Consider the following 20,484-nt stretch of genomic DNA (forward strand, 5'->3'; position numbering starts at 1 on the left):
TTATGAACGCGGAACCCTGGTCCAGTGGCCCGCGCCACCGCCATCGTAGAAATCAATGTCGAAGCCCTGCACCTGACCCTGATCGAGTTTAAAGACGATGGATGCCAGCGAACCAACCAGTTCGGCCTCACCGACCGGGACAAAGGCGAAAGTGTCGCCGTCCCAATGTTGCAGTGGGAACTGCATTTCCTTCGGACCCAGGACCAGTGTCAGCGTTCCGTTGATCTCCCTGATTTCCGTCTTGCCGAAATAGGCGTTGTCGAAGCTGCCGGTATAATCCTGTAAGGTTTTGGCGGGGACTGGTTGGGCCGGCTTTTCCTTGAAGGACAGGTCGCCTTGCGGTTGGAAAAAGCCTTTCATGGCGCCATTATAGGCGACAAACCAGTCGCGGGAAGATTTGCCGTAAAGTGCAGTGTCGGTGAACTGCGCCACGACAGATTCCGCAGCGCCCACCGGTGCGCCATTCGTCAGGACGATAATGCCGATATCGGCTGATGGCACGATCTTGAAGGCGGTGCCTGCGCCGAGCAGGAAAGCGCCGGAGTGTCCCATGGATGGCCGTCCGCCCAGTTCCGTATTGACGTTGAAGCCATAGCCGTAAAAGCCGGAACGCGCGCTGGTGTCATGTGCCCGCGCGCTGAACGACTGCGGCGAAAGTGCTGGCAAGAGCGCGTCTTCGGTGATCATTCGCTTGCCCTTGTATTCGCCATTGGCGAGCAGCAGTTTCAGCCACTCCGCCAGATCAATGACATTGGATGAGACACCGCCAGCTGGCGCCTGTTCATCCGCATTGCGTTGCCCGAGCGGCAGAAAAGCGTCATTTTGATAAACATGCAATGCGGCGCGGTTGTCATGGGCCGTATAATCGGCATAGCGATAGCTGGTCGATTTCATGCCAAGCGGCTTCAGCAGCTGCTCATAGGCGAGTTTTTCCCACGGTTCACGCGCCGCTGCGGCAACGGCTTCCGCGCCGATGGTCGTACTGAAATTCGCATAGTGATAAGAGGTGCGGAACGGATCGAGCGGCAATTGCTGCAAGCGGGCAATGACATCGTTGCGCTTGAAGCCTAAATCTTCCAGATCGTCACCCGCCGTACCCGGCAGGCCGCTGCGGTGTGCAAAGAAATCCCCGATTGTTCCGTTTTCAGAAACATAGTCATTGGCGAGCTTGAAGCCGGACAGGTGTTTTGCCACCGGGTCGTCCCATGCAACCGTGCCCTTTGACACTTCAATGGCGGCGACCGTCGCAGAAAGCGACTTGGAAATAGAGGCAATCTGGAAAACAGTCTCGGCATCGACCGCGGCCTCTTTGCCGACCTCGCGTTTGCCATAACCCTTGGCGAAAACGGTCTTGCCGCCGCTCACGACAGCAACCGCCATGCCGGGAACGTGGCTGCGTTTCATGATGTCGGCAACAATCTGTGGCAGAGCCTTTAGGGCTTTCTCTGTGCTGCCCTTTGGAATCTGTATCGCGTCGGCAGCCGGATTTGGCTGGTTCTGTAGGGAAACCGACTGCGAGAGGGCTGCTGTCGAGCAGCCAAGTGCAAGCAGGAAGGCGAGGATGATAGACGATGTTCTGGTTCTCATGACTGCCTTAAAACCCCGTTTGATAAGCGATGCGGAAAACGCCCTGATTGATATTCAGCGACTGGTCGCGCTGATGAATCAGTCCTGATTGCAGAATGATGCCGATGGGCGTGACATAAGTGACGGTGCCGGCTGCGCCCCAGTCCCAATCGGATTGGAGCCCGTATTGCGCCAGTTTTTCATCTTCGCCGGATAATTTGCGCAGCGCGGTTGTCGCCGTGAACTGCCAGCGGTCATAAGACAGCGAGAGAGATGTCACGCCATTGCCGTTGGAAACCGGCGCGCCACGAAAGGCGCTTGAAAAGGTCGCCTCGTTAAACCAGCTCAGGTTCCACTTATCGGTGAGCGCCGTGTCATAGCGCAGCCGGGCTGAAATCGTATTGGCGCTTTCGCCATAGCCCGGTTCAGCCTCCAGGCGTCCGATATCGACACCGCCGGACGTTTTCTTCAGGCCGGGGAGATTGCGGAAGTCATAGGACAGGATGAACGAGTTCAGATCGTTACTGAACGCTGGCGGTTGTCCGCGCGTGGGCGAGACGAAACCGTCATCGAAGGTGAGGCGGCGGCTGAGAGCCGAATCGTCCCGTTTGAACACCAGACCGGCGAAGGAATGCGCGCCCATATTCTCTGTGTTGAACGTGTAACGCGCGCCAAGCCCGATCGAGCCGTTATACTGAAAGTCATCGGTATAACCGTTATAGAGTCCGTCAATCGCATGCCAGCCGTCTCCAAAACCCATATCCATCTTGCCGCCATAGAGCGCAAAATTGTCGGACGTATAGGACGCAAACAGGTTTTTCAGCGTGAAGCCAAGATCGGAGAAAGCGTTGTCCTCCGTCGCCTCGACGGAGGAGTCGAAGGTGATTTTCGACAGAACGGAGAACCGCTGCGACAATTGCCAAACGAGTGCGGCTTCCGCTGTCGGCTGAACACTGTTCCAGTGCGAATGCGAAATCTGGCCGTTCTCGTCCTTGATGCCAAAATAGCCGGTATAGCCAGTCATGAACAATAACTGACCGTTAAGCTTGGGATAATCACCCGCAGCATCCGCATCGCCCAATTTGCTATAGGGCGTAAGAAATATCTCTGTCTTGAAGATATCCCGTTTCTCCTGAGCAAAAGCCCCCGGCGCTCCAATGCCGAGAGCAAATGCAGCGCCGAGCAGCGCGCAGCGCGCGTTCATCATCGCGCCAGTTCGGCTGCCAGTTCGCGTACTTGCGAATGGATATTCTCGAACATGGCGAAGTTCACGCGGCTGGCTACAACAAATATGCCGAGCTTGCGGTTCGGCGACAGAACTACATAGCTCATGAAGCCGCCGAGACCGCCACTTTTGCCAAGCAGGAACGGAGTTTGGTTGCTAGGCAGGGTGGCGACCCAGCCAAGCCCCATGCCATCGCCAGCGGTGACTTCGGTGCCCACCACATGCTTCAACCCGTCATAGGGAAGCCACAGTGTATGATCGAGCAGGGCGTCTTCTCGCAACTGACTGGCGCCATCGAGATGCCAGCGCATCCAGCGCACCATGTCTTCGGCAGACGTGTAGATACCGGCGCTTGCATACATGATGTCGGGAACAGGGCTGTTCGCGTCCGGCTTGTCGAGCGGATCAAGCCCCGTCATCAGGCGTTTCTTCTGCTCGTCGCTCAACACATTGGTTGTGTCGGTAAGACCAGCCGGTTTCAGCACTTCGTTGGCGAGAACCGTGGAATAATCCGCACCGCCAGCCTTGGCGAGTGCGTCACCCAGAAGGCCGTAACCGAGATTCGAATAAATCGTCGTGGTTCCCGGCGCATAGGCAGGCTGATTGCTGCTCATCCACTTCCAGTAATAATCGCGATCAAAAGCTTCGAACGGGTTGTTTGTGATTTTGGTGTCCGGGTTCGGCAGTTCGCGCGGCAAACCTGCCGAATGCGTGGCAAGGTCCAGCAGCGTGATCGGACGACCATTGACCTCGACCTTGGCGCCCTCGGGTGCATATTTTTGCAGCGGGTCGGTCAGCTTAAGTTTGCCCTTGGCGGCAAGCGCGGCCAGCAGATCGCCCGCGAAAACCTTGGAGACGGATGCAATGCGGAAGATCGAACGCGCGTCCGGTTCAGTATCGTTGCCCGGCGCAGTTTCACCATAGGCCTGAATGACGCTGTCGTCGCCCTGTACGACCGCAATGATCAGGCCGGGTGCACCAGAGTTCAGAAAAAGCTGCATGCCCGCCATGGAGACGGCATCTTTCAGGGCGAGGTCTTCTGCCTTCGCCTTGCTGCTGTCGGTGAAGATAAGACTGGTGGCGACCAGCGAGACAGTTGTGAAATAGGCTAGCATCCGTGACGACATGCGGGAACCCTCATAGAACCGTTGGGGAGGACGTTCTGATGCATGCACCATCCAAGAAATTGCGGGAATGACAATATTCCAAGGACGAAACAACGTGCCGGTTTGACGAATGACATGTCGTCAAAAGCGTAACGGACACAAAGCGCTAGGCGCTATATTCCCATGCGTTCACGCAGTTGTCTTCGGTGGGAGCGCGAGACGGGCCATGCCTGATCGACAGCGCGCATTCTGATCTGCCATTTGTCGATTTTTCTGCGATCCACATCGACAACATGCAGCGTGTTGACGAAGGCGGTTCTGTGTATGCGAAGAAAGATTTTCGACGGCAGCAGGCTGGACCACATGCCGAGCGAGCGTGAATCAAGCAGCATCGTCCCGTCTTCGAGCCATATTTCGCTGTAATTGCCCGCCGAGCGTACCCCGACGATGATTTCCGGCTGGACCCCGCGCACGACGCCGCGATTGCTGAGATAGACGAGGGGTGCTGTGCTTTCCGCAGCGATTGATTTTTCGGGCGCTCGATTGGTCGAATATTTGGCTTGCCCAATCAGATTGGCGCACTGAAAGAGGGCGTTGACTTCGCTTGCCGACCAAATCTTGTTTGCGACGGTCGTATCGAAGCCGATGATGCCCCGCAGTTTATCATCGTAAAAAACCGGCACGCTGAGCACACTTTTGTTGCTCTGGCGCAGGAATTCAACCTGAATCGCCCGGGCGGTCCGGGGCAGGTCGGTAACATCGTGGACGGCAACTGCATGTCCCATCATCAGATATTTGTGCAGCCAGGCAATGAGGGTGGTCGGTGTTTCCTGAAGCTCAGAAATATAGGCTTTTGTCTGGCCCCGGCACCATTCATGGGTGTTGCAGAAACGGAGCAGGTCGGGCCGATATTCGATCATCCAGGCGCGGTCGGCGTTCGATGCATTGCCCATCAGGGCGAGTTGCTCAGATATGGCGTCGTTGACGGGATATTTGAGCAGGCTCATGCCGCAAAGGTAAGGCCAGTCCAGAGTTGCACTACGCGCAAGATCAGCCTTTACGTGTATCCTGTAGGAGCCCGTTACCTCTGACAATTCAGTATGAAGCATGGACTTCCCTCCGCGTAGCCGGGAATCAAGTGAAATACCAGTACAGGATCTGGCTATCCGACCCAGTCGTCGAAACTGTTGGTGGGCAAACAGCGCTTTTCCATCCGAGACGACTAAATCAGCTAACCTTATCATTACTGAAAAGCCATTGCCAAGTTGCTAAGACTGTACAGTTGGGTGTGTCACGAGCGAAAAAACATTATCTCGTGAGACAGTGGATTTCAGCACGTCGAACGTCTATTGAGAGAGTTCCTCCGACCAGATAGATCACGCAATGAAGATCGCTTTCCATTCGCCGTTGAAATCGCCGTACCATCCTGTTCCTTCCGGAGACCGGCTGATGGCCAGGCTATTAATCGCGGCTCTGGAGCGTGCAGGACATGAGGTTGAAGTTATATCGGAACTCCGCAGCTTCATGACGACCCCGTCACTCGAAGTCCTTGCGGAGCTGGAAAAACAGGCCGAGCGGGAGATCGCAAGGATTTCAGCACTTTGGAGACGTGGTTCTTTGCCTGATCTATGGCTCACATATCATCCTTACTACAAGGCTCCCGATTTGCTCGGACCGACACTTTCAGCGTCCTTCGGTATACCTTATGTGACAGCAGAAGCATCGTATTCTGCAAGACGTAACACGGGGCTCTGGACGGAGATACAGCAAGGGCTGCTGAAAACTTTTGAACAGGCCGCAGTCAATGTCTGCCTGACCAACCGCGACCGGAGGGGATTGCAAGAGGTGTTACCCGGAGCCCGCTTCGCGATGCTGGCGCCATTCATCGATTGCGCGATGTTTACAGAAACGGTGCCCTGTCCAAAGCCGGAGAGGCTGGTAACGGTGGCGATGATGCGCAGCGGCGACAAAATGGACAGCTATCGGATGCTGGCAAGGTCGCTGTCACTGCTTGATGATATTCCGTGGTCACTCTCCATTGTCGGCGATGGCGCCTGTCGGGCAGAGGTCGAGACGTTGTTTGCTCATTTCGCGCCGGAAAGAATCCAGTGGCACGGGAAACTGGAACCGTCTGACATTGCAACATTGTTCGCGCAAAGCGCTCTGTACGTGTGGCCGGGATGCGGCGAAGCTTATGGGCTTGCTTATCTGGAAGCACAGGCGGCTGGCTTGCCCGTTATCGCTCAGGCTATTGCCGGGGTGCCCGAAGTCGTGCGCGATGGGCGCACCGGCATTCTCACGCCACCGGGCGACATTGACGCCTATGCTGACGCGATACGCTTAGTGCTGGCGAATGCCGCGATGCGCAATGATATGGCTTTTGCAGCGCTACAGTTCGTGCGGGACGAGCGGTCGCTGGAGGTGGCGTCCCGACGTCTTGACGATATTCTCAAACAGCATGTGGGCATTTTATAATGGTGACTGACATATGGGAGCCGCTGAACCGCGAGTTGGATCGATGGTATGAAGCTGGCAAACTCGCAGACTTTTGGCTGCGTGATGACGATGCCGTCGCTCCCACACCGGCCTTGACGCAACTGCTTGATCTGAGCGCACGCCATTCTGTTCCGGTCGCGCTGGCCGTGATCCCTGAAACGACGGGGCAGCCGCTTGCAGAGTATCTTGGCAACCGGCCGCTGGTGACGGTGGTTGTTCACGGCTGGTCGCACAGCAATTTTGCGGGCGACGGTGAGAAGAAGCAGGAACTTGGCCCACACAGGCCAATTGAAGTGGTCACAGCGGAATTGACGGCTGGTTTAACCCGTCTTGAGGCACTCCATGCTGGACGCTTTGTCCCCGTTCTGGTGCCGCCATGGAACCGCATTGCGCCGTCCTTGGTGGACATACTTTCCGGTCTTGGATATTGCGCCCTGTCGGTTTTCGGAGCGGAGAAAGAAGGTTCACTGCCGATGATCAACACCCATGTCGATCTGATGGACTGGCATGGAACACGGGGCGCCCGTGATCACGCGGCGCTGATTGACGATATCGTTCGTCGTCTGCAGGTGATGTTCGACGGTGGCGGGAGCATGGGCTTTCTAACCCATCATCTAGTCCACGATGAGTCCGCTTGGCAGTTTATCGAGGCGTTAATCGGTCAAACAGCATCTCATCCCGCCAGTCGCTGGATTGAACTACGGGATATGCTCATTCAGCTTCAGGCTTAGACGTCGAAGATCTGGCCTTCCCGAGCCGAGAAGGCGCCAGCAAACTCACTCGCGGCCTGTCGATCAATCGCCTCGAGCTCCTCGTCTGTGCGCAGCGGCGAATGGTGGATGAAAGCGACATTCTTAGCGCCCGCTGCTTTGGCAAGCCGGATGGCATGCTGCCAGGAAGAGTGCCCATAGCCAATATGCCGCGACATTTCCGCGTCGGTATAGGTGGTGTCGTAGAGGAAAAGGTCTGCGCCCTGGATCAGCTCCAAAACGGCGGGATCAAGAATGCCGGGTTCATGCTCTGTATCGGTGATCAGCGCTACCGAACGACCTCCCCATTTCACCCGATAACCGATGGCACCGCCGGGATGATTGAGCCTTCCGGTCTTGATCTCAACACCCGGATGGGGCTGCAGAATGGCGCCGGGTTTAAAATCCCGACAGATCATTTTCGCGGGACAGACATCTATTTCAACGGGAAACCAGGGGGGGCGAATAAATTCCGAGACAATCTCGCTTGTGTTCATCTTGCCATACATATGCCCGGACCAGAGTTCCACCGCCGAGCCGGCGTCAAAGAGTGGAGCGAAATAGGGCAGACCGATAATGTGGTCATAATGACAATGTGAAAAGAACAGGTTGAAATTGGAAACACCGTCCGCGAGCAATGATTTTCCTGCGGGTAGCAGGCCAGATCCGGCATCGAACAACAATCTGTGTTCACCGCATTGCATCTCTATGCAGACAGTATTTCCGCCATATCGCTGGAAATCCGGTCCCGAAACCGGAAGGCTGCCCCGCACTCCCCAAAAACGCACCCGAAACACTGTATCCCTTTCTTTCCGCCGTCGTGCAATTCATGGCATGTTAGCCATGCGGCGAAGCATATGCGAGTACCGAATCTACGTTACTACGAAATATCTAGCACTCTTGTCAGTGATATGAAGCGTGAGACGATGGAAAGGAAATTTCTAGAGGATGGCATCCGAACTACCGTCTATCGCCGTGATTGCCGACGCGCATTTTCACGATATTTTTGGCGACTATGGCAATGCTGGAGTCACGGTGAACGACCGGGCTATGGCGTTGCGCCCATTCGCCAACACGGTGCGTTCGACACGAGTGTTCAACGAGAGTTCCGCAGCATTGCCCTACGCGTTGGACGATATAGCTGCCCGGGGAATCCGCCACGTTGTCCTTTTGGGCGACTATTCGGATGACGGCCAGTTGGTGACGCTCGCAGCTTTGCGGAAACTTCTTGACGATTACGCAAGGCGCTTCGGGATGCAGTTCTACGCCGTGCCCGGCAATCACGATATTTTTGGTCCCGGCGGGAGGCACCGGTCAAAACGCTTTCTGAATGCACGCGGCGGCCACGATCTGGTGAGCAGCAATCCGGCGCGCAGGGCCGCTCCTGATGACGATGCGGTGATTATCAGCGAGAGCATGTATTGCGCTGGCTATCCAGTCGGTCTGCGTTCGTTGGGTGATGTCGGGTTCTTTCGAAGGCCCGACTATCTGCATTGGGAGACCCCTTTTGGCATTAACGATCATCCATCGGCGAGAGAGTTCGAAATCCGCTCGCCTGATGGCATGACGGTTCGCAGGCTGATGGACGCTTCCTATCTTGTCGAGCCATTCGACGGTGTGTGGATGCTGATGATCGACGCCAATGTGTTTGTGCCGGTGGATGGAGAAAGCGGCGATGATGAGGGAGCGTTCGCGGACAGCACCGATGCCGGGTGGAATGCCATGCTGGTACACAAACGCTTTATTCTGGACTGGATACGATCGGTCACGGATCGGGGCCGGAAACTGGGAAAGACGGTCATCGCATTTTCCCATTATCCGGTACTTGATCCACTGGACGGCACGGGTGACGACGAACTGGCCGTGCTGGGGCAGACGAGCCTTATGGGACGCATCCCGGAACCGGAGGTCGGCGATGCCCTGATTAATGCCGGTGTCCGCCTGCATTTCAGCGGGCATCTGCACGTCAACGATACTGCTCGCCTTCGAAATGCCGATGGCTTTCTGTTCAATGTGTCCGTTCCCTCGCTGGTCGCTTTCCCCGGCGCCTACAAGATCGTCCACATTGAGCCCAATCGGCTGCACATAGAGACGATTAGCATTGACGATATGGCGCTGGACGCTAGCATCATCAGTCAATATGCAGCCGAAGTAGAAAGGGAGAAGATTAATCCCGGCGCGTTGCTTAGTGCCGTCAATTACGGGGATTTCCTGTCGAAGCATTTGGCGCATCTAGTCGGCAGGCGATTTTTGCGCCGGGAATGGCCGGAGGCGCTCGCGGAAGCCGTGAAGACCCTTGGACTATTGGATCTGGCAGCTCTGGCGCTGGTCGAACGCCCCATCTCCGCCTGTGCGCTTGCCGATATTAAGGCAGCCATTGCTGATTGTAATATCCAGCAACAGCTGGCGATTTCCGCCACGGGACATGGACTTGATCCTGTCTCGTTGTCGCGGATTGACGTCATGACTTTTCTGGGCGACTGGTATCGCGTCCGGATGGGGAGTGAGCTTGGGCTTCACGCCATAACAGCGCCACGTCTTGCCGCTTATAAATGGGTGTCGGGCATTTATGCCCGCCGTATCGATACAATGGCAGTTGGATCGATACAGGAATCCCTCGGCAGGCTTTTTCGGATGTTTGATTGTTTCATCTCCGGTTTGCCGTCACGAAACTTTGCCATTGATCTCACAACAGGCGAGATACAGCCGTGATGACCAGCGCATTTCTGTATGCAAACCAGCCATAGGAATTGACCAGCAATAAATGTCTGGCCTACAACATATTGATGATGGATACACTCGGCGCTAACGCGACTACCACCGACTGGCATGAAAGCGCATTTGATATTCTGCGTGGCGTTGCCGCATACACTTCAAGCCCGTTGATCAAGGGTTTGTCGAAGGTCCTTGCCGACCACCCGGAGGCGGACCTCGGCAATGCCTTCAACCACAAGCAGGTGGGTTGCAAGATATGGGCGCGGCAGTCGCTGTTCGAGACCTTTGGCGGGAGATTCAATCGCATCGCTATACTTGGCGGCTGGTACGGTGTTCTGGCCGCGATGTTTTTCGAAGACCAGCGCTTTGATATCGAAGCGATAGACAGTTTTGATATTGATCCTGATGTCGGCGCTGTCGCTGAAACTTTGAACAATGCATGGAAGGATCGGTTTCGGGCATTGACCGCTGATATGTATCAGCTTGCCTATCCTGAACTCGGGGCCGATTTGGTTATCAACACCAGTTGCGAACATATTGCGGATTTGCCCGCCTGGCTGTCGCTATTGCCCAAGGGGACCCGCGTTCTCCTGCAGTCGAACGACTATTTCAGCGAGCCCACCCATGTGAATTGCGTGGCTTCGCTCGATGAATTCGTCGCTCAGGCAGCGCTGGAAACAACAGCGTTTGCTGGCGCGCTGCCGATGAAGAAATATACCAGATTCATGCTGATCGGTACTGTCTAACGCACATCCCGAAAAGTGTGAAACGGTTTTCGGACAAGATGTGCGTGAAAACAAAAAGCTAGCGCGCCGCCAGAAGTCCATGCAGAATCTCTGCCGTGCGATGCGCGCCATCGAGATCAAGATTGTGAGCGGGCAAACGAGGTGCGGCAAGCGCCTTGGCGATGGCGTCGGTCATGCTATCGACGGATAGCTCGTCTTCTGTGAGAACCGATGCGAGGCCCAGCTTTTGCAGATGGTGTGCGCGAGCCGTCTGCTCGGTTTCGCCACCCGCCGTAAAGGGAATGAGCAGCGCTTTGCAGTCCGCACGAAGAATGTCGCAAACCGTATTATATCCGGCCTGCGAGACGGACAGACGAGCATCAAGCAAGAGGCTCGGAAAATTCTGCAGGAAGCGGAAGATGTGGGCATTATCCGGTGCTTCGGCAGTGATTTCGTCGAAATCTGATTGCTGCAGATTGGGACCGGTCACAATGCACCAGGAAAGGTCGGGCGACAGGCGCTTTGCAGCCCCAAGCGCTGCACGGATGAGCAAGGCACCTACAGCTCCACCTCCAGCCGATACCACGATATCGAAGGTTTCCGAGGGCGGCGCGGGCGCTGGCGCGGCGACAAGACCGGTATAGATCACCTTGTCGGCAATATCCGCATGCAGCGGAAAACTGTCCTCCAGACGCGCAAACTGCGGGTCGCCATGAACCAGCACGTGATCGAAATAGCGCTGTACGAGAGCGACGCTTTCCTCGTTGCGACCGGGCTTGGCGCGCTCCTGCAGGATGTCGCGCAATGAGGTCAGCACCAATGGCCTTTGTGTCATCCTGCTGATTTCATCGAGCAGGGGGATCAGTTCGAAACGAACTTGCCGACGCCCGAAGGGAAACGCCTCGATGATGACGATATCGGGTCTGACATCGCGAAAGGTGGCAAGCAGTTTGTCCCGGCGTTCCGCTTTGAATTCTTCGGTCACCGGATTGCCGAAGGCGTCGGCAAGGCCCGAAAAACCGGCGTCGCCGGAAGCAATCGCCGGTAGCGCCACATGGTTGACTTCCGGTCCCGGAAATCCGGAAACAGGCATGCCGCCGGTGACCACGGTGACGTCGAAGCCATCTTGGGTCAGCGCACGGGCAATGCGGCTGGCACGCGCAAGATGACCGATGCCGAGCAGATGCTGGACATAGAACAACACCCGCGGACTTGTCGTCGAATGCCTCATTTGCTTCGCTGCCATTCCGTTTCGAACAAGGACTTCAATTGACGGATACTGTTGTGGAAATTGAACTCTGTTCGCACCCGCTTTTCGGCAGCGTGTCCCAGACGATGGCGGAAATCCGCATCGCGGATCGCAGTTTCCATAGCAATCGCTAGCGCCTCCGGGTCCTCAGGTGCAACGAGCAGGCCATTTTCTCCATCCACCAAGAGTTCGGGTACGCCAGAGATGTTGGTGGAGACCGATATCAGGCCCTGGCTTGATGCTTCCACCAATACGTTGGGCAAGCCATCCCTGTCGCCATCCGTAGTGATCCGGCAGGCGAGTACGAAAATATCGGCGGCTTGATAGCCAGCAAGGACTTCCTTTTGGTCGAGCGCGCCCTTCCATACGATTTTGTCGGCAATGCCGAGCTTGTCTGCAAGCGCTTTCAGGCCAGCGATCCTGTCGCCATCACCGATGTGCTCAAACCGCCAGTGGAGGTCTTTAGGCAGCAGGCTGAGTGCTCTCAGCACGATGTCATAGCCCTTTTTCTCAACGGCACGACCGACGCTCAGGATTCTGACCGGATCGTCCGCGTCGCTGCCGTTGCGCAGTGAACGGTTGCCCTCAAAAGGCCCGAACCGGTCAAGATCGAGGCCGTGATAGCTTAGATGTACGCTGGACGAGGGCCCTCCAAGCTGACGGAGATGATCGAAGCCCGAATGTGTGCAGGTCACCGTCCATCGCGTGCTGGTGAGCTTGCCCTGCAGTTCCCAGTCTGGCGAAGTCCAGATATCCTTGGCGTGAGCGGAGCACGTCCATCCAATGCCGGTGATCTGGCTGGCATAAGCGGCAACGGATGCGGGCGTGTGGATAAAATGCGCGTGAATCCATCCCGCGTCATCGGGCCATTCCGCTGCCAGAACTGCGGCCTGTCCGAAACGCCTGATACGATTGCGCGTCGGGTCTTTCCGAAAGTCCTTGAGCACAGTTACCAAGCCTCGCCAGAAACCGGGGCGCGGCATACAGGCGATCAAGGCCAATAGAACACGGCGCGGTTCTTCGCGCAGATATTCAGGCAGGTAATGGACTGGCGCACGAATTTCGTCGTGCACCGGATGCGTTTTCTTGTCCGTCGGTCGCCGCAATGCCACGAGAACCAGATCAAAACCCGATTGTTCCAGCCCAAGCAATTCCTGAGCAATGAATGTTTCGGACAGGCGCGGATATCCCTTCAGCACCACCACAATTTTCCGGCGATATGACAATTGATTATCCCTTGACGAGCGACAGGTGGTTCGGCTGACGTCGATCCATCAGATCCCCGACAATTTGCGAGATATGCGGTAAGCCTTCGAGCCTGAAACCTTTGGGCGCGCTCTTCGAGGGCGCTGGCCTGCTGGGCAAGGCCTTGAGTGCACTGGCCATGCGGACAGGATCTTCGGATTCGCTGGGAAGCAGCATGTCAATCAGCCCGAGTTCCGCAGCGCGCCGGGCGCGGATCAGCTGTTCCTCACGTGGAAGGATGCGGGGAACGATTAATGCCGGTTTGTCGAAGGAAAGAATCTCGCAATAAGTATTGTAGCCGCCCATGGCAACGACAGCCTTCGCGCCCGCCACCAGTTCTTCCATCCTGTTATCGAACTCGATGACCTCGATATGGGGGATCGCCTGGCTCTTGCTTATCATCTTGCGGCGCTTCTTCGCGGGCATGTAAGGTCCGAGCACGACCAGCGCCTTGTGCTGGAGCGTGTGATCGTGCTGGTAGGCCCGCACGACATCGTTGACGAGATCGGCGCCATCGCCGCCTCCGCCGGTGGTGACAAGAATATAGTCGCCCTTGGGGCGATGGTCCGGGACTTCCTGATTGGAAACGCTGCGCTGCAGGAAGCCGACGAAATTCATCTTGTCGCGGACACCCTTCGGGACGTCGAGACCCACGAGCGGATCGTAGAAATCCGGCGGCCCATAGACCCAGATCGAGTCATAGAACCTGTCGATCTTATCCATCACGTTTTTGCGCTTCCACTCAGCATCGAGCAAATGCGGCGCATCCATGACTTCACGCAGGCCCAGAATCAGTGTTGCTCCACGGGTCTTGAGATAGGTGAGCGTCTCCTCGACTTCGCCCTTCATGCCCATCGGTTCCTTATCGACGATAAAAATATCGGGTTGGAACGTTTCGGCGGTATGGCGGATAATCGATTGGCGCATCTTCAGCGTGTCATGGAGATCGGTGTGCCGTTCCATCGACTGGTATTCGCCATTGCGCAGCTTGATTACGCTTGGAATTTTGACGAAATCGACGCGCGCGCGGTAGTCAAAGGCGCCAGCGATCGTGGCGCCCGATATGATCATAATATTGAGACCGCGATAGTCCTCGACAAGCGAATGGGCGATCGTTCGGCAGCGGCGCAGATGGCCGAGCCCAAACGTGTCGTGGCTGTACATCAGGATGCGGACATGCTCCAGGCGGCGCGTCATGATGCGAACCCCGCCGCAACTACAGCATTTCCAGCAAAAGTGCGTAGCGCCTCCGCGGGGAAATCAATTCGCTGGACTGATTTCTTATCCCGCTTCGATGCGTAGGATAATGCGCAAAAACAAATAGATAGAGCGGTTCCACGTTTCCGTTTTAACGGGAACCGCTCTAGGTGACGTAACCCGCGATATGGGAAATTTTTCAGCATGCGAACATCCATCTCAACTATACGGATCAGCGACATCGCGAAGACCGTCACCTAGAAAATTGAAGGCCAGAACCACCAGAATGACCGGAATGATCGGAAACAGCAGCCAGGGGTAGAAGACAATGACACTTACACTTCGGGCTTCCGTCAAAAGGATGCCCCAACTGGTTACTGGTGCCCGTAACCCCAGGCCGAGAAAGCTCAGCGCAGTTTCACCCAGGATCATACCGGGAATAGACATGGTTGCAGTTGCGATCAAGTGCGACATGAAGCCGGGAATGAGATGCCGTCCGATAATGCGGGGGCTCTTTGCGCCCATCAGCTGGGCCGCTAGCACGTAGTCTTCCTCGCGAAGTGAAAGCAACTTGGAACGCACGGCGCGCGCCAGCCCAGTCCAGTCAAGCAGTCCAAGGATGGCGGTAATACCGAGGTAAATCAGCATCGGGCTCCATGTAATCGGCATGATGGCCGCAAGGGCCATCCACAGTGGAATGCTTGGAATAGACTGCAGCACCTCTATGATTCGCTGGACGATGAGGTCGAAAACGCCACCATGGTAACCGGCAAGGCCACCGATAACAATTCCGAGAGTAAAGCTGATGACAATGCCGATAAGCCCGATTGTCAGCGAGATTCGAGCGCCATAGAGGATGCGGGATAGCACGTCTCGTCCGAGTCGGTCTGTCCCGAGAAGAAACAGCTCGCCGCCCTTTGCAGGGCAGACCAGATGTAAATCAGTCGAGAATATGCCCCAGAATTTATAGGGATCGCCCGAGCAGAAAAAACGCAGCGGTTCGATCTGGTCTGTCTGATCCACATAGACCCGTCGCAGCGTGTCCATATCGAGCGTCATCTTGCGGCCATAGACGAACGGCCCGATGAAATTGCCGTTGTCAAAAAGGCGGACCGCCTGCGGCGGTGCATAGATGAAATCGACATTGCGTGTATGAAGATTATAAGGCGCGAGGAATTCAACGAAGGCGATCATTACATAAAGCGCGCCGAGGAAGATGGCGGAGGCAAGCGCCAGCTTATGCTTTTTGAATTTCCACCACATCAACTGGAGCTGAGACGCCCGATAAAAGCGGCTCTGCTCTTCGGTCATGACATCGACCGAATGCGGATCAAAAGGCTCCGTCGAAACAAAGTGAGGCAGGCGTGCGCCCGGTTCGGGGAGGGGTGATGATGTCACTTTGTGCTCCCACCCTGCAATCTGATACGCGGATCAAGAAAGGCGAGCGCAATATCGGAGATCAACACGCCTATGACCGTCAGCGTTGCGAGAAACATCAGGAACGACCCTGCAAGATACATATCCTGACTCTGCAAGGCCTTTATGAGCATTGGCCCTGTCGTTTCCAGCGAAAGAACGATTGCGGTGATTTCAGCACCGGAAATGATCGCGGGCAGGATCGAACCGATATCCGAGATGAAAAAATTAAGCGCCATGCGCAGGGGATATTTTACCAGCGTGCGAAAAGGATGCAGACCCTTGGCGCGCGCCGTTACCACATACTGCTTTTGCAACTCGTCGAGAAGATTGGCGCGCAAACGCCGGATCATCCCGGCAGTGCCTGCGGTGCCGACGATCAGCACGGGTATCCAAAGATGGGACAGGATAGAGGACGCCTTGGCCCAGCTCATTGGTTCGGCCAGATATTTCTGGTCCATGAGATGTCCAATCGAGGTGCCGAACCAGATATTGGCAACATACATCAGGATCAGCGCGAACATGAAGTTCGGGATCGCAATGCCAAGCAGGCCGATCAGCGTCAGCCCATAATCCGCCCAGCTATATTGATGCGTCGCCGAATAGATGCCGATCGGGAAAGCAATCAGCCATGTGAAGATGATCGTGAAGAACGATACCATCACTGTCAGCCAAAGCCGGTCGCCCACAACGTCACTGACGGGCAGCTGATACTCGAACGAATAGCCGAAATCCCCCTGCAACATCCCAGCAACCCAGTGAAAATAGCGCAGAACCGGCGGCTTATCGAAGCCGTACTGGACGCGTAGCTCCTCGATTTCCTGCATGTCCACCGCTTCGCCCTGTGCGCGAAGCTCCGACACATAGCTTTCGAAATAGTCGCCCGGCGGTAGTTCGATGATGGTGAAAACCAGAGCGGAAATGATGATGAGCGTGGGGATCATTGCTGCGATGCGCCAGAGAATATATCGCAGCATGGTCAGGCGTCCTTTCCATACCAGAACGCATCCGGCATAAAAACGCCGAGAAAGCTGGTCGGGTCGAAGCCGTAGAGCCCTTTCTCCGGTACATTCTGGAGGCTGGCCGCGCGCAAGACGGGCTGGGGGGTGCTGTTGACGATACCGATGGAAAACACCTGCTGCGAATAGATATCCAGCATCTGCGTCCAGATAGTGGCCCGCTCGGCTATGTCGCTGGAGTCCCGCCATTGGCTGAGAAGCTCGATCAGCTGCTTTACTTCGGGAATTTCCGGAGGATGGCCCTTCATTCCGTTCGACATGTAATACATGCCCCAGACCGGCCATTGCAATTGGTCGTCCGAGGTTGGGGCGAGCTCGCCCGGGTTCATATCGGCGGTCGGTATGCCGTTATCGAGCCCCGACCACATGGACATCATGATTTCGCCACCCATGGCCCGGCTACGGAAAACGTCACGCTGGGATGTCCGGATGAACAGCGAGATGCCGACCTTTGCCCAGTGATCTGTGACAAGCTCGAGGATATCTGTCTCCAACGTGCTTTCGCCCGCGGTTTCCACCACGATCTTTGCGGAGCGACCGTCTGGCAGCAGGCGAATCCCGTTCTCGTCCCGCCGTTGCAGGCCAGCCGCGTCCAGCAGGACGTTCGCTTGTTCAGGATCATGGGCGCTCCACGCCGTTTTATATCCTGGTTTGTAGAGCGGGCTTTCGGGCAGGATGGAGTTGGCGCTGTCAACGGCAAGACCGTAGAACACCGCCTTGTTGATTTCGGTCCGGTCGATTGCGAGCGATAGGGCGCGGCGCACGCGCACATCCCAGAAGAGCGCCCGCCAAATGGCGTCCCCAGCATTGAGGTTGGGCATCAGGCTCACCCTCGCACCTTCCGTCCGCTTCCACAAGCTGACCCTGACCGGAAAACGCTTTTCGGAATCCTTCAGAAAGGCGTAGTCGGAAAAGTCGATGCCGTGTGCCTGCAGATCGCTTTCACCAGCGCCGGTCTTGGCGGCAATGATTGTCGGGGAGCTGATATTCAGGATCACTTTGTCGACATAGGGCAATTGCACCCCGTTTTCATCGACGCGGTGGAAATACGGGTTGCGCTCGAAAACAAACTGCTCGGCAGGCGACGCGGTTGTGTTTCGCCATGGATCGAGGGTCGGCAGTTCCGGGTTTTCGGGCCGATAGCTGCGCGCCATATTGAAATGAAGGTCAGTCCATTTCTTGACGCGGTATTGCTTCATCAGGGCCGAGAGCCGGAAATTGTCCTGATAGGTCTTGTGAAATTGTTTCAAATACTGTGACGGCAGAACAATCGTTAGCGCCTGCGGCGCCGCCAGTTGTGGCAGGAAATCCGGATTAGGCGCGTCCCAGCTATATCTGACCGTCAACTCGTCAATGACTTCGAAACGCGGCGGCCTTCCATTGACCAGCAAGACCCTCGGCGGACCGCCTCGCTTCAGCTCCGTGTTGAGCATCACGTCTTCCCAGCAATAGCGGAAATCCTCCGATGTCAGATAGGAACCATCCGACCAGCGGTGCCCCGGGCGGATTTTGAAGGTAAAAGCCCTGTCCTCGACTGTCTCGAAGCTTTCGAGAATATCCGCATGCATGTTGAGCTTTTCGTCATAGCCAACCAGACGGGAATAGCCGTAGAGCGTCATCAACCGGATGTCTTTCTGGTTGCCGATCAGGGTGCGGATGACACCTCCGTTGACGCCGGGTTTGCGACCAAGCGCCGCCATGTTGACGATCCTTGGTGTTTTGGGAAGACGGTCGGCCAGATCGGGCAGCGCGCCCGGCTGCGGCAGTGAATAGTTCGGCAAAGGCGGATCCGCCCGCGAAACACCAGGTAGAAAGCAGGAAGCAAGCATGCCCAGTGTCGTTCGCCGATTGATCAAGGCTTCAACTCCCGCATGTCTGCGGTCTTGCGCGCAAGCACAAGGTGCCCGTCGCCCAGATCCATTGGCGTCAGCATGTCGTCCGGTCCGTCGTTGCGGAACTGAATACCCCAGTTGCGTTTGTCGGATGCACCGCTGGCACTGAGCTTGCCGAAGTCAAGTGGACGGTCGAGATCGGGAAATGGAACGGCGGCAAGCAGCGATTTCGTATAGGGATGGACGGGCGCCCGCATCAGGGTGCGACGTGGAGCGATTTCGACAATCCGCCCGCCACACATCACGGCGATCCGGTCGGCCATATAATCCACCACCGCCAGATTGTGCGAAATGAAGATGTAAGTAAGCCCGAGTTCCTTCTGCAAATCTTTGAGAAGGTTGAGGATTTGCGCCTGTACGGATACATCGAGCGCCGATACGGGTTCATCGCACAAGATGAGTTCTGGACCGAGCGCCAGAGACCGCGCGATGCCGACGCGCTGGCGCTGACCGCCCGAGAGACCGTGCGGGTAGCGATTGAGATAGCGGCGGTTCAGGCCGACCACGTCCATCAGGTCGGCAACCTTGTCCAGCCGGGATTTTGCGTTTCCGCGCCCGTGAATTTCCAGCGGTTCGCTGAGAATATTCTGGATGGTCATGCGCGGCGACAGCGACGATACCGGGTCCTGAAACACCATCTGGATTTTGGTGCGTAACGCCTGCAGGTCGTTGCCGCTGGCGTCTAGGATGTCAATCGGGCCTGTGTCGCCGTTGAAAATTACGGAGCCTGCGTCCGGCGTGACGGCGCGCATCAGGATTTTGCTCAGTGTGGTCTTGCCGCAGCCGCTCTCGCCGACTAGGCCGAAACATTCGCCGCGCAATACGTCGAAACTGACGTCATTGACCGCCCGCGTCGGCGGCCCGCCATCTTTTGCGAAAAGGGTTTTGCGGGCTGCGAAGGTCTTGGAGATATAGCGCACGGAGAGCAGCACATTGTTGCGATCCGTATGGACGGCTTTGCTCTTGCCCATCAACTTGGCGACATCGACTGGCACGTCGCGTAAGGATTTCAGACGTTCGCCCGGCTTCATGTCGAAATGCGGCACGGCGGCCATCAAACCCTTGAGATAGGGATGGGCTGGTTTGCGGAAGATCGTTTCAACTGGTCCCGATTCCATGATCTCGCCGTGATAGATAACGACCACCTCGTCGGCGACATTGGCGACAACGCCCAGATCGTGCGTGATGAGCAGCATTGCCATGTTGAGCTTGGCTCGAAGCTCGCCGAGCAGTTCGAGAATTTGCGCCTGAATGGTTACATCAAGCGCCGTGGTCGGTTCGTCGGCGATCAGCAGGGATGGCTTGCATATGAGCGCCATGGCGATCATGGCGCGTTGGCGCATACCACCGGACAGTTCGAACGGATACTTGTCATAGGCCTGGGTCGGGTTCTTGAAGCCGACGAGGCCAAGCATCTCCTCTGTCTGCTCACGCCGCTCGGCTTTTGTATCCCTGGTATGGATCGACAGTACTTCCGAAATCTGGTTGCCGATCGTGTGGAGCGGCGACAGCGATGTGAGCGGCTCCTGAAAAATCTTGCCGATGCGATTGCCACGGAGCGCCCGTATCTCCGGACCGTCAGTAGGCAGGCTGACAATGTCGATAGGCGGCTGGCCGGGCATGTCGGGGTCTTGGAAAAGGATTTTGCCACTCGCGGATGCAGTGCGCGGCAGAATTCCCATAACCGATTGACTTATAACAGACTTTCCAGAACCAGATTCGCCGACGAGGGCGGTGACTTTGCCTGGCAGGACACGGAGATCGGCTTTTTTCACGGCCATGATCTTCCCACCAAGCAAGGTGAAGGAAATGCTCAGATTTTCGATCCTCAAGAGATCTGTCCCTGAGATCATGCTTGCAGGCCTTCACTGTTGCGTGTCCCCG

General features: G+C 56.3%; 16 protein-coding genes. 4 read left to right on the top strand and 12 right to left on the bottom strand.

The window, feature by feature from the left end; all coding sequences use genetic code 11:
• The 4 genes from WIX40_RS17940 to WIX40_RS17955 form a co-directional block, all read right to left on the bottom strand.
• Positions 1–1,587: a serine hydrolase gene (locus tag WIX40_RS17940; protein ID WP_339441181.1), complete on the bottom strand. Its 1,587-nt coding sequence runs from the start codon at positions 1,585–1,587 to the stop codon at positions 1–3.
• A gap of 7 nt (positions 1,588–1,594) precedes the next feature.
• Positions 1,595–2,773, bottom strand: coding sequence for a hypothetical protein (locus tag WIX40_RS17945; RefSeq protein ID WP_339441183.1), 1,179 nt, complete (start codon positions 2,771–2,773; stop codon positions 1,595–1,597).
• Positions 2,770–3,918 carry a D-alanyl-D-alanine-carboxypeptidase/endopeptidase AmpH gene (ampH, locus tag WIX40_RS17950; RefSeq protein ID WP_283735210.1) on the bottom strand — a complete coding sequence of 383 codons (1,149 nt, stop codon included), beginning with the start codon at positions 3,916–3,918 and terminating at the stop codon, positions 2,770–2,772. The genes WIX40_RS17945 and ampH overlap by 4 nt, the downstream gene beginning before the upstream one ends.
• A 152-nt stretch (positions 3,919–4,070) precedes the next feature.
• Complete coding sequence (locus WIX40_RS17955; RefSeq protein ID WP_283735211.1) at positions 4,071–5,006, bottom strand: LytTR family transcriptional regulator DNA-binding domain-containing protein; 936 nt, start codon at positions 5,004–5,006, stop codon at positions 4,071–4,073.
• Between the two features lie 274 nt (positions 5,007–5,280).
• Between WIX40_RS17955 and WIX40_RS17960 the strand changes: the two genes are divergently transcribed.
• Together WIX40_RS17960 and WIX40_RS17965 are read left to right on the top strand one after the other, a co-directional pair.
• Complete coding sequence (locus WIX40_RS17960) at positions 5,281–6,372, top strand: glycosyltransferase family 4 protein (RefSeq protein ID WP_339441188.1); 1,092 nt, start codon at positions 5,281–5,283, stop codon at positions 6,370–6,372.
• The gene (locus WIX40_RS17965) at positions 6,372–7,124 is read left to right on the top strand and encodes a polysaccharide deacetylase family protein (protein ID WP_371834153.1); all 753 of its coding nucleotides are present in this window, start codon (positions 6,372–6,374) and stop codon (positions 7,122–7,124) included. The genes WIX40_RS17960 and WIX40_RS17965 overlap by 1 nt, the downstream gene beginning before the upstream one ends.
• Here the strand turns inward: WIX40_RS17965 and WIX40_RS17970 are convergent.
• A complete protein-coding gene (locus tag WIX40_RS17970) occupies positions 7,121–7,825 on the bottom strand; it encodes an MBL fold metallo-hydrolase (protein WP_339441189.1) in 705 nt (234 codons plus the stop codon). The two genes, WIX40_RS17965 and WIX40_RS17970, sit on opposite strands and share 4 nt — an antisense overlap.
• Before the next feature lie 265 nt (positions 7,826–8,090).
• On the opposite strand from WIX40_RS17970, the gene WIX40_RS17975 reads away from it, so the two are divergent.
• Positions 8,091–9,854 carry a metallophosphoesterase family protein gene (locus tag WIX40_RS17975; protein ID WP_339441190.1) on the top strand — a complete coding sequence of 588 codons (1,764 nt, stop codon included), beginning with the start codon at positions 8,091–8,093 and terminating at the stop codon, positions 9,852–9,854.
• Positions 9,855–9,928: 74 nt separating this feature from the next.
• Positions 9,929–10,603: a class I SAM-dependent methyltransferase gene (locus tag WIX40_RS17980; protein WP_235892034.1), complete on the top strand. Its 675-nt coding sequence runs from the start codon at positions 9,929–9,931 to the stop codon at positions 10,601–10,603.
• Positions 10,604–10,661: 58 nt separating this feature from the next.
• On the opposite strand, the gene WIX40_RS17985 is transcribed toward WIX40_RS17980, so the two are convergent.
• The 7 genes from WIX40_RS17985 to WIX40_RS18015 form a co-directional block, all read right to left on the bottom strand.
• The gene (locus WIX40_RS17985; protein ID WP_339441192.1) at positions 10,662–11,828 is read right to left on the bottom strand and encodes a glycosyltransferase family protein; all 1,167 of its coding nucleotides are present in this window, start codon (positions 11,826–11,828) and stop codon (positions 10,662–10,664) included.
• Complete coding sequence (locus tag WIX40_RS17990; RefSeq protein WP_339441194.1) at positions 11,810–13,057, bottom strand: glycosyltransferase family 4 protein; 1,248 nt, start codon at positions 13,055–13,057, stop codon at positions 11,810–11,812. The genes WIX40_RS17985 and WIX40_RS17990 overlap by 19 nt, the downstream gene beginning before the upstream one ends.
• Positions 13,058–13,061: 4 nt before the next feature.
• Positions 13,062–14,273 (bottom strand): glycosyltransferase family protein, encoded by a 1,212-nt coding sequence (locus tag WIX40_RS17995; RefSeq protein WP_109366141.1) that lies wholly within the window; start codon positions 14,271–14,273, stop codon positions 13,062–13,064.
• Between the two features lie 219 nt (positions 14,274–14,492).
• A complete protein-coding gene (locus WIX40_RS18000) occupies positions 14,493–15,671 on the bottom strand; it encodes an ABC transporter permease (RefSeq protein WP_339441196.1) in 1,179 nt (392 codons plus the stop codon).
• Positions 15,668–16,666, bottom strand: a complete 999-nt coding sequence (locus tag WIX40_RS18005; RefSeq protein WP_339441197.1) for an ABC transporter permease — start codon at positions 16,664–16,666, stop codon at positions 15,668–15,670. The genes WIX40_RS18000 and WIX40_RS18005 overlap by 4 nt, the downstream gene beginning before the upstream one ends.
• 2 nt (positions 16,667–16,668) lie before the next feature.
• The gene (locus tag WIX40_RS18010; protein WP_371834154.1) at positions 16,669–18,564 is read right to left on the bottom strand and encodes an ABC transporter substrate-binding protein; all 1,896 of its coding nucleotides are present in this window, start codon (positions 18,562–18,564) and stop codon (positions 16,669–16,671) included.
• Positions 18,561–20,453 (bottom strand): ABC transporter ATP-binding protein, encoded by a 1,893-nt coding sequence (locus tag WIX40_RS18015; RefSeq protein WP_339441198.1) that lies wholly within the window; start codon positions 20,451–20,453, stop codon positions 18,561–18,563. The genes WIX40_RS18010 and WIX40_RS18015 overlap by 4 nt, the downstream gene beginning before the upstream one ends.
• Positions 20,454–20,484 lie beyond the last annotated feature (31 nt).

It is taken from the genome of Ochrobactrum teleogrylli, from assembly GCF_037482325.1.
GTDB classification, from domain to species: domain Bacteria; phylum Pseudomonadota; class Alphaproteobacteria; order Rhizobiales; family Rhizobiaceae; genus Brucella; species Brucella teleogrylli.